The organism is Vibrio tapetis subsp. tapetis (assembly GCF_900233005.1).
GTDB lineage: Bacteria > Pseudomonadota > Gammaproteobacteria > Enterobacterales > Vibrionaceae > Vibrio > Vibrio tapetis.
The window spans coordinates 701,804-715,006 of sequence record NZ_LT960612.1; the positions used below are offsets into that span (position 1 = coordinate 701,804).

Below are 13,203 nucleotides of genomic sequence, written 5' to 3' on the forward strand. Positions count from 1 at the left end.
ATTGTTATCCATTAGCACCTAAACTGTGAAATCAATGATTCGAACTTAGATAGGGCACTTATGGAACCACGCGTAAGTATTATCACTTTAGGTGTGAGCGATTTAGAACGTTCATGCAATTTCTATCAAACACTTGGCTTTCCAACGACGAGTAAAGTGGATGCCGGAATCGTATTTTTTCAAACTAGGGGCGTATGTGTTGCGCTCTATCCGCTAGAGAAATTGGCTGAAGATGTGTCTCCCGACTTTGCGGGTAAATCGACGGGGTTTTCAGGCATAACCTTGGCTCATAATACTCGGGAGAAATCAGAAGTCGATGCAACCTTGGCGCTTGCGGAACGCAGCGGCGGGAAAATAGTAAAGCCTGCTCAAGACGTGTTTTGGGGAGGGTATAGTGGTTACTTTACCGACCCAGATGGGCATTTGTGGGAAGTGGCTTACGCCGAATTCTGGCAATTTAACGAAGATGGCAGTTTAGTGATTGAATAGTTGTGTAGCGACTTAAGGTTTTCACTTGAACTGGTTGCAATTTACACTGTAAACAGCGGCAGTCTTAGCTCAATGAAGCGATAGCCGCCGCTGTTTTCGATTCCAATTTGTGCTCTTTTGTCTATGCTCTGCTTTTCTTAAACGTAATTCGGCTGATCCAATTTGGTGCTGTGACATTGGGGACTAAGAGGTTTAGCGATGCTGCGCATACCAAAGATACCATCACATCCAAAGGCCAATGCATACCAAGCCACAACCTGCTGAATCCGACGCCAACTCCCCAAAAAACCAACAGCGCCATGAGCGTCTTTTGTTGCTGAGCCAGTAAAAAACCACCCCAAAACATCACACAAATTGCTACAAAAATAGTGTGGCCTGATGGCATCGAGTAATTGGTTTCCCCTTCCCAGTGCTTCAATCGCCACGGGCTGAATATGTCTTGAGCACTTTCAATGATTAATTCGCGTTGAATGGCATCCTGAGCGTAAAAGGTCTCGGGGGAGTCAACTAATTCCGACTGACTCAATTGCAAGGTATAAGGTCTTGGTACTTCAGTGATGTGCTTCATGCCTGTTTTAAGCACAAAACTCAGCACCAGTAACATGCCAAACTTGGCGTATACCTCAAATAATCTCGGTAGAGGTAAGCGAAAGATTAGCGGCAGTAAACACAAAAGCACCGTGGTGTATAAGAAGCCTTCCTGGCCTGCCGACATGGTCAGATCGTCCAATATAAAGCCCAAAGTGTTACTGAGTGCAGACGTTAAGTCAGGCGTAGGGATCACTAAGATCATTAAGCCGATTAAGGTCGTAAGAACGCCTATGGCCATGAATTCGAAACGTTTAGGGGATAAAGACCAGTTCACAATACTTCTTATCGCTTTTTTGAAAGCTGGCAATCATACCTTAAGGAGAAGATACAAAGTTAGCATTAGGTCAAACTCGCAAAAAATTTAGAGATTTAGAGATTTAGAAATTGAAAGAGGTAAAGGCTTATCGGGACAGGCACGTTAGGGAGAGTTCCTGAGTGCCTGTCCTTTGAAGCAGGGACATTAAAGGACAGGCATCTTAAGGACTGAGTAATTTATAAACCTCTCAATTTCATCTTTGTCTTGCTGGCGTCGAGGTTTCATACATCCGTCGTTCACCGTCAGATGTTCTGCACTACTATGGGCTTAATTCATCTTAGATAAGCATCCAAATCAACATGACCATACCTCGAAAACAACAAATATGCTTGGAAACGACCCGTTATTATCACTGCACGGTTCGATGCGTCAGGCGTGGGTTTCTGTGCGGGTTTGATCGAGTCACCAATACGAATTATGAGCACCGTAGAGTCTGGCTAGAGCAGAGACTACAACAGGTCGCGAGTGTCTATTGCATTAAATTATGCTCCTACGCCGTGATGGATAATCACTATCACACGGTTGTCTATATTGATAAAGAGCAGGCCCTAAAATTATCTGATGAAGAAGTGATAAGGCGCTGGAATATTTTGCACCACCTACCAGTATTGATGAAAAAACGTTTGGAAGGTGTAGAGCTAACCAAGGCTGAATTAGCGAGCGCGAGGCGAACGGTAGAGATTTGGAGAAAGCGCCTTTTCGGCCTAGATTGGTTTATGAAGGAAGTGAACCTTTATATGTCAAAAAGGGCAAATAAAGAAGACCAATGCACTGGTCACTTCTGGGAGAGCAGATTTAAAAGCCAAGCACTGTTAGACGAAAAAGGACTGCTGAGTGCTATGGTATATGATGAACTGAACCCCGTACGAAGCAAGTCATCTAGTACGCCTGAGCAATCTCCGCATATCTCTCTTAAGGAGCGGATCAAAGAGTTAAAAAATAATGGTCAACGCTTACCTTGTATGCACCCGTTTATGGATTCTGCTAAGCATTTAGATGCCGCACATGTGCCTTATAACTTACTAGATTATATCGAATTGGTAGATTGGACGGGCCGCCAGCTTCGCGCCGACAAAAGAGGATATATCGATGATCACCTACCTCCCATACTGAGCCGAATCAGCTTCACGAAACAAGATTGGCTTCGTATTATCACCCAGTTAGAGCGGCCTAGAGCGGTAATGATAGGCACAACTCAAATGATAAAATTGATAGCGAGAAACAAAGGTCAAACTCGAACATCTGGCTACGCACTGCCAGATTAACTCACGCCGACGTACACCGAGTAAGCAAGCTTCCCCTATACTGTATAGCCAGTAGAGTTTGTGTGCGTGCCGAACACACTTTAGAAGAGGGGGCTCGCAGAAGTTGACCATCAGAGCATGTGACGCCTACATTTCGAGGAGAGGTCTAATAGCTAAGGCGAATTATCGAGATAAGGTGGGGTTAGTGTTCATGGAAATCATTCAAAGGACAGGCATATTAGGTTGGCTTTTAAGATGCCTGTCCTTTGATGTTACTTATGAGTTGGGTTATGCGATGAACGACGAGATAACGCCGATGATGCCACCAAATATACCGCCCCAGACGACAAGCCAGCCTAGATGCGCCTTAATCATGTCTTGCACCATACTCTTAACGAGCTGAGGTGTAAGCTCGTTTAAGCGCTGGTCAATGATGTTTTCAATGTTGCTTTCAATTTCACCCAGCATTTCAGGCTGTTCAAGTTGTTCTTTTAGGGCGTCTTTAATTGCGTCGCTTTTGCTGATATCAATCACGGATTCTTTCATTTTTTCAATGAAAGGTGCCTTCAAGGGCTCCAGAGCTTCAGAACCACCAAACATCGCAAGCATGCTGCCAAATTGAGAGTTATTAATGACGTCCACTAATGAATCGTAAGTGGTTTCAAAATCAATCTTCTCGATGATGGGCTCAAGGTTCAGCGCTTTGCCGGCGTCCATTTCTTTACTTAAAAAACGGTCGATGTTCTCGTTGGTGAAAAACTGCTGCATCATCAGGGTCTTAATTGCAGCCTTGAACTCTTCAAAGCGAGCAGGAATGACGCCTGAACCATATAAGCCGGGAACCTTCTCAAACAACATATGAATCGCTAGCCAGTTGGTGATAGCGCCAGAAAAAGCGAACAGCCCTGCGTAAAGAGCCAGTTGATTGCCACTTACGTAGCCCGCGACAAGCAGAGACAGGGCAACGAGGTTGGTGATTAAGCTTTTGTTCATGATAGCCAAAGTGAGTGATAGAAATAATGGCTGGAATTGTAGGCAAAATAGGTGCAATTGCAAAGGGCTCCGTTAATGGGAGCCCTGATTAATGCCGGAATGAGGCTTAAGAGCAGGTTAAGGGCGCTCGCCCTGCAATAAACGTTTTTCGATATCAGCCATGACTTCTGGTAGATCAGAAATGGTGTCTATTAGGTAATGGGGGGTCGACTTGCTTAGTTTGGTGCGTGCTTTCTCACGAGCTAAACCAAGCGTTGCTTCATTGGCATCCAAGTATTCTTGATACGTGAGTCCCGCTTCATTACCTGAAAGCAATAAGCCGACTGTCCACATACCAGCATTGTGGCCTTCATCAATGCCAGGTGCGGCATCATCTACTTTGACACAAGCGCCGACGTTATTTGCTCCAAGCTCAATGACGTTCTTAAGCGCCATGTGTGGTGCTGGTCGGCCACCGTGTGGTAGGTCGTCCGTTGCGACAACGTAATCTGGCTTGTAACCGTAATCGGCTGCGACAGGAATGAGTACATTCATCACTTGGCGTGGGTAGCCAGAGCATGACCCAATCTTAATGCCTTTATCTTTTAGATTATTCACCACTTCCACTGCGTTCAAAATAGGCTCTGCGTGATCGGCCACTTTGGCTTTTTGCAAAGGCATGAAGGTTGCGTAGATGCGGTCGATGTCATTATTGTCCATCGAACGGCTGAACTGAGCTTGCCAGCGAGCATCGACAGAAGGCAGTTTGCCGACTGCTTGAATGTGATCCCATTTTCCAAGACCCATTGGGACACGAGCTTCTTCAAGGCTAATATCAAAATCAAATTCAGTTTTGAACGCTTCAACAAAAATAGACGTTGGCGCGAATGAACCGAAATCGACAATGGTTCCAGCCCAGTCAAAAATTACAGCTTGGATCGGGCTTTTAGATGAATCAGACATGTTTGAATTCCTTACATACGTTTTCAATCGCTTGCTCGAAAATAGCCAGCGCTTGTGTGAGTTGTTCTCGGGTGATGATTAATGGAGGGCTGAGTTGGATAACATTGCCCTGAGAAACTTTAAAGCTAAGTCCTTGATTAAGGCATTGATAGAGCACCGCTTCCGCTTCGTCAAAAGCCCGTTGTTTGCTGACTTGGTTTGTGACCAGTTCCACTCCCCAAAGTAGGCCAATGCCACGTACGTCACCAATGATTGGGTATTTTTCTTTCATAGCCAGCAAGGATGTTTTAACGAATTCGCTGTCTTGGCGTACTTTAGCGAGCAGATTTTCTTGTTCAATCACTTCCATGGTGGCCAGTGCGGCCGCGCAGCCGATAGGGCTTTTTTCATGGGTGTAATGACCCAACGATATTTGCGCTGCGGTGTTGTATTTGTCTTTGGTGACCATGGCAGCGATAGGCACTAAACCACCGCCAAACCCTTTACCAATACACAAGATATCTGGATCGATATCAAAGGCTTGGTGGGTAAACCATTCACCACTGCGACCCATGCCATTTGGAATGTCATCAATGATCAACATGACGTTGTGTTTGTCGCAAATTTCTCTAATGCGTTGCCAGTAGGCTTTGCTTGGCACCTGTACATCGGTATTGCGAACGGCTTCCGCAATGAAAACGCCGATGCCGCCTTCTTTTTCGATAACGTATTCAAGGTAATCGGCATAGTGAACGTCACTGCCATCTTGAGAAGGCAGTGCTCCTCGGTAGCTCACCGCGGGTGGAATTCGTTCAACGCCAGCCATGAGTGGCCCCATGCCTTCTCTGAAACAGGCTTCACCGCCAACAGAAATGGCATCCAGTGATGCGCCGTGAAATGAATCCCACAGGGAGACGACTTTATAATTACCCGTGATATGACGAGCCAGCTTTAACGCCATGCCAATTACCGAAGTCCCACCCGGAGCAAACAGCACACGATTAAGCTCACCACCGCAAATGTCGCTGAGCTTTTCAGCGCAAGCAATGGCGGTTTGGTTGGTAAAGCGTCTTGGTGAAAATGGCAAGTCGGCCATTTGCTGTTGCACGCGTTGTAACACGTGAGGGTGGCCATAACCGAGTTGGTGTACGTTATTGCCGTGAAAATCCATGTATTGCTTGCCTGCCGCATCTTGCAAATAAATACCTTCGGCCCCGGTTAACGCGTCGAGGCACGGCGTTGACATGGCTTGATGAAGGAACACCTTTGCATCGCGCTCTAGCAAGGTTTGGGTGGTTGGGTCTTGAATAGATTCGCTCCATTCTTGCCTCGCTGGCGTGGTGTTGATGTCACCTTCACTTTTAAAATGAGTGCTCATTATGCGCCTACCTGCCAGTACATAGCGTGTTGAATGGCTTCAATGAGGCGTTCAATATCAGTGGGATAGACTTCACCAATATTACCAATTCGGAAGCAATCGGCATTGGACACCTTGCCAGGGTAGATAACAAAGCCTTGCTCTTTTAAACGCTCATAAAAGACGTTGAATTGATAATCTGGGTGAGTCGGTGAATAGAAAGAAGTAATGATTGGTGAGTGTAATGACTCGTCCAGTAGTGGCGTAAAGCCTAGCGCCTTCATGCCGGCAACTAAGGTGGTTTGATTCGCCTTATATCGATTGGCGCGGGCTTCTATGCCACCTTCATGCTCTAACTCTAGAAGTGCTTGGTGAAACGCTCGTACCGTATGAGTCGGAGACGTAAAGCGCCACTTACCGTTGTTTTGCTCCATGCACTGCCATTGGTCAAACAAGTCTAGGCTTAGCGAGCGAGCAAGGCCTTGGCATTTTTCCAACTCAGATTGCTTAGCGATAACAAAGCCAAAACCAGGAACGCCTTGAATGCACTTGTTGGCTGAGCTAATCATAAAGTCGACGCCTAGCTCACCGATGTCCATTGGTATGCCGCCAAAGCTCGACATGGCATCTAAAATGACTTTTTTATCGTGCTTTTTCGCCATGGCTGCGATGGGCTCAATTGGGTTGAGCATGCCGGTGGTCGTTTCACAATGCACAATGGCAACGTGAGTGATGTCGGTATCCATGGCCAGTGTGGTTTCCATTTCGTTCAAGTCTGGCTGTGATGTCTCACCAGGGGAAACCACACGGCATGGAATGTTGAGTACGTCTGCAATTTGGGCAATGCGTGCGCCATAAGCGCCATTATCAACCACTAATAGTTTGCCATTGTTATCAATAACACTACCAATCGTGGCTTCAACTGACGCTGTGCCACTGCCTTGCATAAGTACGCTGGTATAGCCGTGTTGTTGCGTGGCTAGGGCAACTAATTTAGAGCGAATGACTTCAACAACGTCGATATTGTATTCATCATCCCAAGTACACCAGTCTTTGAGCATTGCGTTTCGCACCGTGCTTGATGTAGACAGAGGACCAGGTGTTAGCAGCAAATATTCGTTCTTCATTATCGGATCTCTTTATTTTGGACTATACCAATTTGATAGTAATACCTTAGCAAGGGATTCCGATTGAAAAAAGACGTTCCGATTCAATTTCACAAAACTTTCATATAGCAAATTGATTAAGCGTGTTCTTAATTAATCTGTCGTAAAACTGCCACATTCGTTTCATGTTTTCGTCATCTAAAGGCGGTAATTTGATTCTCGTCAACTGGTACATACCAAACAATCAACTGGAGATGATGATGAAAAACCGTTTGATGAAAGGCTCATTGGCCGCGATCGTTGCTTTACTCGCTACACAAGCTCATGCAGCACAAGAAGTAACGGTGTATACCGCATTTGAGACGGATATCCTTGCTAAATACAAAGCGGCATTTGAGAAAGAGAACCCAGATATTGAAATTAAATGGGTTCGTGATTCTACGGGCATCATGACTGCGAAATTGTTAGCTGAACAAAATAACCCTCGCGCCGAAGTCGTGTGGGGTTTGGCCGGGTCTTCGATGGCATTATTAAAAGACAAAGGCATCCTTAAACCTTATACACCTGCGGGTGTAGAAGCACTTCGCCCAAGCTTGAATGATCCACAAAGTGGGCAAGCATGGTATGGAAATGATGCGTTTTTCAATGCGGTTTGTTTCAACGACATTGTGGCAAAGCAGCTTAACTTGCCGAAACCAACATCATGGGAAGATCTGACTAAGCCAATCTATAAAGGTCATATTGCTATGCCAAACCCAGCGTCGTCGGGTACAGGCTACATGCAGGTATCGGCTTGGTTACAAAACATGGGTGAAGACCAAGCTTGGGATTACATGCGCAAGCTGGATAACAATATTGCTCATTACACTCACTCTGGCTCTAAACCATGTGTTCAAGCGGGTATGGGAGAGGTGGCGATTGGTATTTCAATGGCGACACGTGGCGCTAAGTTAAAAACGCAAGGTGCGCCATTGTCGGTGATTTTACCTAAAGGGATTGGCTGGGAATCTGAAGCGGTTGGCCTCGTTAAGCCAAGTGCCGCAGCGAAGCGCGTTGTCGATTGGTCGGTATCGAAAAATGCCAACCAACTTTACATTGAAAGCTACCCTGTGGTGGGTCATAAGGATGTGTCTAAAACCGTCGCCAATTACCCAGATGTTGATAAGTCGATGGCGAAAATGGACTTTGCTCGCATGGGCAGTGAGCGTGCTAACGTATTGAAAACATGGTCTGATAAGTTCGATTCAAAGTCAGAGCCTAAGTCTTAATCTCGATGAAAGTGCGAGCGCCATTAACACCATATTTGGTCAGTCACTATTGAATTAATAGGCAATAAAGGAAGGTTTCGGCCTTCCTTTTTTCATGGTTTGTCATGTACCTGACATAATTGATTACTAGTATTGGTGTATACCAATTAAAGAGTTTGACGAGACAATGAATCAACCTTATTTGAACATCAATAACCTAACCAAAAAATTTGGCCAGTTTAGTGCATTGAAAGAAATTTCTTTGGCCATTAAGCAAGGTGAATTTGTGAGTTTCCTCGGCCCGTCTGGATGCGGTAAAACGACACTATTACGTGCGATTGCAGGCCTAGACTTACCGACCACAGGTGAAATATTCCAATCAGGTCAAGATACGACGTTCTTGCCCCCGGAAAAACGCGATTTTGGTATCGTTTTCCAGTCCTACGCTCTATTCCCAAATTTAACCGTGGAAGAAAACATTGCCGTTGGGCTTAAAAATCAAGGTATGTCGAATCAACAAGCGTTAAGCAAAGTTGCCGAGTGGCTTGAAACTATCGGCTTGCCGACGTCGGGTCAAAAGTACCCCAATCAATTGTCGGGTGGACAACAGCAGCGCGTAGCATTGGCACGGGCGCTGGCTCTTTCTCCCGGTTTATTGTTGCTCGATGAACCTCTTTCTGCGTTAGACGCCAAAGTACGTACCCACTTACGAGACGAAATCTGTCAATTGCAACGCAAATTGGGCATTACCACCATCATGGTGACGCACGATCAGGAAGAAGCTTTGTCGATGGCCGATCGTATTGTGGTCATGAACCACGGAGTGATCGAGCAAGTAGGCACTCCCCAGGAGATTTACCAAAAGCCAGCCAGCCGATTCGTGGCGCAATTTGTTGGCAGCATGAACTTCATTCCAACGTCACTAGTGAATAGCAAACAAATGCGTATAGCCGAAAGCCTATTTGGTGCGATGCCCTTAGATAACTTTACCCCGAACACGGGAGAGCAGTTTGATTTGGCGGTTCGTCCCGAAAGCATAGACTTGTTCCCGCACGATCAATTGGGCATTCCAGCGAAGATACTGGGCATTGAATTTCAAGGAGCCTGTTATCGGATGGAGTGCCAACTGCAATTTGAGGCGATGGCACCGTCTATTTATGTTGATGTCGCAATAAATAGAGCTCAGCAGCTCAACTTTAAAGTGGGTGATATCTGTCGAATGCAAATTCAGCAAGAGCAAGTGCGAGGTTATGAAAAACCACGCCAGAGCGCCGCGTAGGAAATGCAAATGGAATCTGTTATGACTCAATCTCAGTCTCGTTCTTTATTGTCTGGTTGGCGACAGAAAGTCAGTAAAGATAGGGTGATATTACTGACTATCTTGGCTTCGCTGCTGATTTTTATGGGGCTTTTTATCGTGTTGCCGATATGGGCAATGCTAAAGAAAAGTGTGCAAAGTAGTGATGGCCAGTTTGTCGGCCTGCAAAACTTTGAACAATATTTTTCGTCAGACAGCTTATGGCACTCATTAGGCAATACGTTAACGCTGGGATTTGTGGTGACGAGTGTTGTTGGGGTGCTGGCGTTTGGTTTCGCTTTCGCCCTAACCAGAACCTGCATGCCGTTTAAAAGCGTTTTTAAAGTGTTGGGCAGCGCCCCTATTCTGGCTCCTTCGTTGTTACCCGCTATTAGCTTGATTTTTCTGTTTGGTAATCAAGGCATTGCAAAGGAATGGTTAGCTGGGGAATCTATCTATGGCGTTATTGGTATTTCGCTAGGTTTAATATTCTGGACATTCCCTCATGCATTGATGATCTTAACTACCTCGTTACGCACCTCAGATGCACGGCTTTATGAAGCCGCCAGAGCATTAAAAACATCGCCTTTTAAAACCTTTTTCATTGTGACGCTGCCCGCTGCCAAGTATGGATTGATCAGTACCTTGATTGTGGTGTTTACCTTGGTGGTGTGTGATTTTGGTGTGCCTAAGGTAATAGGCGGCAGTTACAATGTATTGGCGACCGATATCTTTAAGCAAGTGGTTGGGCAACAAAACTTCGCCATGGGTGCGGTAACCAGTATTCTATTACTGTTACCCGCTTTATTTGCTTTTGTTGTTGATCGCTGGGTACAAAAGAAACAAAAAAGTTTGTTTGATACTCGCTCTGTCCCTTATCAACCTGAACCAAGTCCAATACGCGATTGGTTGAGTTTTGCCTATTGTCTGGTGATCTGTACGGCGATCGTCGCTGTGCTTGCGATGGCGGTTTATGGCTCGCTTGTGACGTTTTGGCCATGGAATAAAGCGCTGACGTTCAGCAATTATAACTTTGCAGAAATAAGCACCTATGGTTGGAGCCCGTATTGGAACTCGCTGACGCTTGCTTCATGGACGGCATTAATCGGTACTTTTGTGATATTCATTGGCGCTTACGGAGTTGAGAAAGGCAATGCGTATTCGCCTTTGCGCCAGTTGATGCAAATGCTGAGTGTGGTCCCGATGGCAGTACCAGGTTTGGTGCTCGGCCTAGGCTATATTTTCTTTTTTAACGACGCGAGTAACCCGCTCAGCTTTTTATACGGAGGCATGGCGATACTCGTCATTAATACCGTGGTGCACTATTATACGGTCGGGCATATGACCGCGCTAACGGCATTAAAACAAATGCCTGTAGAAATAGAAGCGACCGCAGCTTCAGTGAACCTAGCGCAATACAAATTGTTTATGAAGGTGACGGTGCCTGTGTGCTTACCCGCCATTTTAGATATCGCAGGTTATCTGTTTATTAATGCACTTACGACGACTTCTGCGGTAGTATTCTTATACTCTACCGATACCATTCCCGCGTCGGTATCGGTTTTGAATATGGACGATGCAGGGCAAACTGGGTCGGCAGCCGCGATGGCGGTCATGATCATGATAACGGCCGCTGGTGCAAAACTAATCCACATGGTGGTCGGCGGATGGTTAGAAGCACGAACTCAGGCATGGCGTAAACGATAAAGGATGTAGTGTGCAGTACGTAAAAATTAAAGACGTTATTGTCGAGCAAATAGATTCAGGCATGTTGCAGCCAAGACAAAAACTGCCGTCGGAACGTAAATTAGCCGAAAGCTTTGATACTACGCGAGTAACGCTCCGTGAAGCTTTATCCTTGTTAGAGTCGGAAGGTAAGCTGTACCGCGAAGACCGCCGTGGTTGGTTTATCGCCCCAGAGCCGCTGCGTTATGATCCAACTCAAACCTTGAATTTTACAGGGATGGCGTTAGAACAAGGTAGAAAACCAAAAACAGAACTATTGGCAGCAAAAGCGATGCTTGCGAGTAAACAAGCATCTCAATTGCTGAATTTGGCGCCTTTTTCTGATGTTTACCGTGTAGATCGAGTGCGTTACCTTGAAGACCGACCAGTGGTATACGTTACCAATTTCATTCGCCCAGAGTTGTTTCCAAACTTGTTGGACTTCGACTTATCTTTATCCCTTACGGATATCTACCGTGAGCAGTTTGGGGTGGTGTATCAAAAAACACGCTACCGAATTGGCACGACATCCTTGCTCGGCGAAACCGCCGCTGCGTTACGAGCGACATCTGGGGCGCCTGCGATGGTGGTAGAACGAACCAATTTTAATCAATCGGGCGACTTAATTGATTGCGATATCGAATATTGGCGTCATGACGCGATCAGTATCGAATCCGTTGCAGAGCTCGCCTATTAGCCCTCTCTTTCAATGTTAACTTGGCTTCCTTAATTAGGAAGCCATTTTTATTTTCAGGATAATCAAGACCCCTCATGACTCTATTTGCATTTTTATTGGTGCTGTTTTCTGCCCTGCTGCACGCTGGCTGGAACTTGATTGGAAAATCTAATCAAGGTTCAGGTAGTGCATTCTTTCTCGCCTCTTCATTGGCTCCCGCTCTGATTTTAACCCCATTTATCGTTTGGTTTTTGGTGTCGGCAAGCAGTGTTGAGTGGCCGATAGAGTTTATGGTGTTCGTTTTGCTCAGCGGTGCATGCCAAGCGGTGTACTTGCTCGGGCTAGCGAATGCCTACCAGCAAGCTGATATTGGCGTAATTTACCCGATCGCCCGAGCCTTGCCTGTTCTGATGGTTGGCATTGGAACATACTGGTTAGGGCACAGCTTAGAGTTTCATCAGTGGGTAGGGTTTAGTCTACTGACTATCGGGTGCTTGTTGGTTCCCTTAATTAACTTTATGCAGCTTAACTGGTCGTCTTATCTGAATCTTGGCGTGTTGTGGGCGGTGGTTGCGGCAGTCGGGACAACGGGCTACTCCATCATTGATAAGCAAGCAATCGACCTCTTAAATACAACCGTGTCTAGCATTCATAGTTCAGCGAGCAGCGCCGTTTTCTATTTAGCCGTGCAGTTTTGGTCCATGGTGTTGTCTCTTGTCATTTGGTTGTTGCTTAAACGAGATAAAAAAGCCTTTTCACAAGCATGGCAGATAAGGAAAAAGGGCGCGATCGCTGGCGTGATGATGGGGGGAACCTATGCCTTAGTGCTGTATGCCATGAGCATGACGGACAATGTCTCTTTGGTGGTCGCGCTTAGGCAGGTCAGCATAGTGTTTGGCCTAGCGATGGGAGTCTTCATTTTGAAAGAGAAATGGTACGCCACACGAGGCGTTGGGGTTGGGCTGATTCTACTGGGGCTTATTACCGCTTTGGCGTAACGAGTCGCGCCGTTTTATCCGCTTATTAACAAGGACATGTTGTAATTATTCCTTAACAGGACAGGCACGCCAATTTAGGCGTGCTTTTTACGTTCTTAAATGGACAGACACTTAAATAGATTCTTGAAAGGACAGGCACCTAAATAGGTCGCTTATCTGGGTTGCATTTTTATGAATGAAGGTGGTCTTTCTACAATAGATTTTCTGGCAATGAGCGTTAGTTTTCCTAACTGGGAGAAAAGG

The 13,203-nt window shown here is 45.9% G+C and carries 12 protein-coding genes; 7 read left to right on the top strand and 5 right to left on the bottom strand.

What is annotated here, in order from left to right; translation table 11 throughout:
• Nucleotides 1–60: 60 nt before the first annotated feature.
• Entirely contained in the window at nucleotides 61–489 is a 429-nt protein-coding gene (locus VTAP4600_RS20220; RefSeq protein ID WP_102524579.1) for a VOC family protein, read from the top strand.
• Nucleotides 490–610: 121 nt separating this feature from the next.
• Here VTAP4600_RS20220 and VTAP4600_RS20225 read toward each other — a convergent pair whose 3' ends face one another.
• Nucleotides 611–1,354: a phosphatase PAP2 family protein gene (locus VTAP4600_RS20225; protein WP_102524580.1), complete on the bottom strand. Its 744-nt coding sequence runs from the start codon at nucleotides 1,352–1,354 to the stop codon at nucleotides 611–613.
• 542 nt (nucleotides 1,355–1,896) lie between these two features.
• Between VTAP4600_RS20225 and VTAP4600_RS20230 the strand changes: the two genes are divergently transcribed.
• Nucleotides 1,897–2,661, top strand: coding sequence for a Mobile element protein (locus VTAP4600_RS20230; RefSeq protein ID WP_102524581.1), 765 nt, complete (start codon nucleotides 1,897–1,899; stop codon nucleotides 2,659–2,661).
• 267 nt (nucleotides 2,662–2,928) lie between these two features.
• Here the strand turns inward: VTAP4600_RS20230 and VTAP4600_RS20235 are convergent, their stop codons facing one another.
• The 4 genes from VTAP4600_RS20235 to phnW form a co-directional block, all read right to left on the bottom strand.
• On the bottom strand, nucleotides 2,929–3,633 hold the full coding sequence (locus VTAP4600_RS20235) for a DUF445 domain-containing protein (protein WP_102525460.1): 705 nt from the start codon (nucleotides 3,631–3,633) through the stop codon (nucleotides 2,929–2,931).
• Nucleotides 3,634–3,750: 117 nt separating this feature from the next.
• Nucleotides 3,751–4,575: a phosphonoacetaldehyde hydrolase gene (gene phnX / locus VTAP4600_RS20240; protein ID WP_102524582.1), complete on the bottom strand. Its 825-nt coding sequence runs from the start codon at nucleotides 4,573–4,575 to the stop codon at nucleotides 3,751–3,753.
• On the bottom strand, nucleotides 4,568–5,932 hold the full coding sequence (locus tag VTAP4600_RS20245; protein WP_102524583.1) for an aspartate aminotransferase family protein: 1,365 nt from the start codon (nucleotides 5,930–5,932) through the stop codon (nucleotides 4,568–4,570). The genes phnX and VTAP4600_RS20245 overlap by 8 nt, the downstream gene beginning before the upstream one ends.
• Complete coding sequence (gene phnW, locus VTAP4600_RS20250; protein ID WP_102524584.1) at nucleotides 5,932–7,038, bottom strand: 2-aminoethylphosphonate--pyruvate transaminase; 1,107 nt, start codon at nucleotides 7,036–7,038, stop codon at nucleotides 5,932–5,934. Before phnW ends, VTAP4600_RS20245 begins: the two co-directional genes overlap by 1 nt.
• 236 nt (nucleotides 7,039–7,274) lie before the next feature.
• On the opposite strand from phnW, the gene VTAP4600_RS20255 reads away from it, so the two are divergent.
• The 5 genes from VTAP4600_RS20255 to VTAP4600_RS20275 all read left to right on the top strand — a co-directional run bounded on the left by VTAP4600_RS20255 (nucleotide 7,275) and on the right by VTAP4600_RS20275 (nucleotide 12,960).
• A complete protein-coding gene (locus VTAP4600_RS20255) occupies nucleotides 7,275–8,285 on the top strand; it encodes a putative 2-aminoethylphosphonate ABC transporter substrate-binding protein (protein ID WP_102525461.1) in 1,011 nt (336 codons plus the stop codon).
• A 166-nt stretch (nucleotides 8,286–8,451) separates the two neighbouring features.
• Nucleotides 8,452–9,543, top strand: coding sequence for a putative 2-aminoethylphosphonate ABC transporter ATP-binding protein (locus tag VTAP4600_RS20260; protein WP_102524585.1), 1,092 nt, complete (start codon nucleotides 8,452–8,454; stop codon nucleotides 9,541–9,543).
• A 21-nt stretch (nucleotides 9,544–9,564) separates the two neighbouring features.
• Nucleotides 9,565–11,268, top strand: coding sequence for a putative 2-aminoethylphosphonate ABC transporter permease subunit (locus tag VTAP4600_RS20265; protein ID WP_415239703.1), 1,704 nt, complete (start codon nucleotides 9,565–9,567; stop codon nucleotides 11,266–11,268).
• Between the two features lie 10 nt (nucleotides 11,269–11,278).
• Nucleotides 11,279–11,983, top strand: coding sequence for a phosphonate utilization transcriptional regulator PhnR (phnR, locus tag VTAP4600_RS20270; RefSeq protein ID WP_102524587.1), 705 nt, complete (start codon nucleotides 11,279–11,281; stop codon nucleotides 11,981–11,983).
• A gap of 74 nt (nucleotides 11,984–12,057) precedes the next feature.
• Entirely contained in the window at nucleotides 12,058–12,960 is a 903-nt protein-coding gene (locus VTAP4600_RS20275) for an EamA family transporter (protein ID WP_102524588.1), read from the top strand.
• The last annotated feature ends 243 nt before the right edge of the window (nucleotides 12,961–13,203 follow it).

Coding starts and splice junctions, on each gene's coding strand:
- VTAP4600_RS20265 (WP_415239703.1), top strand. CDS start 9,565: ATGACTCAATCTCAGTCTCGTTCTTTATTGTCTGGTTGGCGACAGAAA.
- VTAP4600_RS20260 (WP_102524585.1), top strand. CDS start 8,452: ATGAATCAACCTTATTTGAACATCAATAACCTAACCAAAAAATTTGGC.
- VTAP4600_RS20220 (WP_102524579.1), top strand. CDS start 61: ATGGAACCACGCGTAAGTATTATCACTTTAGGTGTGAGCGATTTAGAA.
- phnX (WP_102524582.1), bottom strand. CDS start 4,575: ATGTCTGATTCATCTAAAAGCCCGATCCAAGCTGTAATTTTTGACTGG.
- VTAP4600_RS20255 (WP_102525461.1), top strand. CDS start 7,275: ATGATGAAAAACCGTTTGATGAAAGGCTCATTGGCCGCGATCGTTGCT.
- VTAP4600_RS20235 (WP_102525460.1), bottom strand. CDS start 3,633: ATGAACAAAAGCTTAATCACCAACCTCGTTGCCCTGTCTCTGCTTGTC.
- VTAP4600_RS20245 (WP_102524583.1), bottom strand. CDS start 5,932: ATGAGCACTCATTTTAAAAGTGAAGGTGACATCAACACCACGCCAGCG.
- phnW (WP_102524584.1), bottom strand. CDS start 7,038: ATGAAGAACGAATATTTGCTGCTAACACCTGGTCCTCTGTCTACATCA.
- VTAP4600_RS20275 (WP_102524588.1), top strand. CDS start 12,058: ATGACTCTATTTGCATTTTTATTGGTGCTGTTTTCTGCCCTGCTGCAC.
- VTAP4600_RS20230 (WP_102524581.1), top strand. CDS start 1,897: ATGGATAATCACTATCACACGGTTGTCTATATTGATAAAGAGCAGGCC.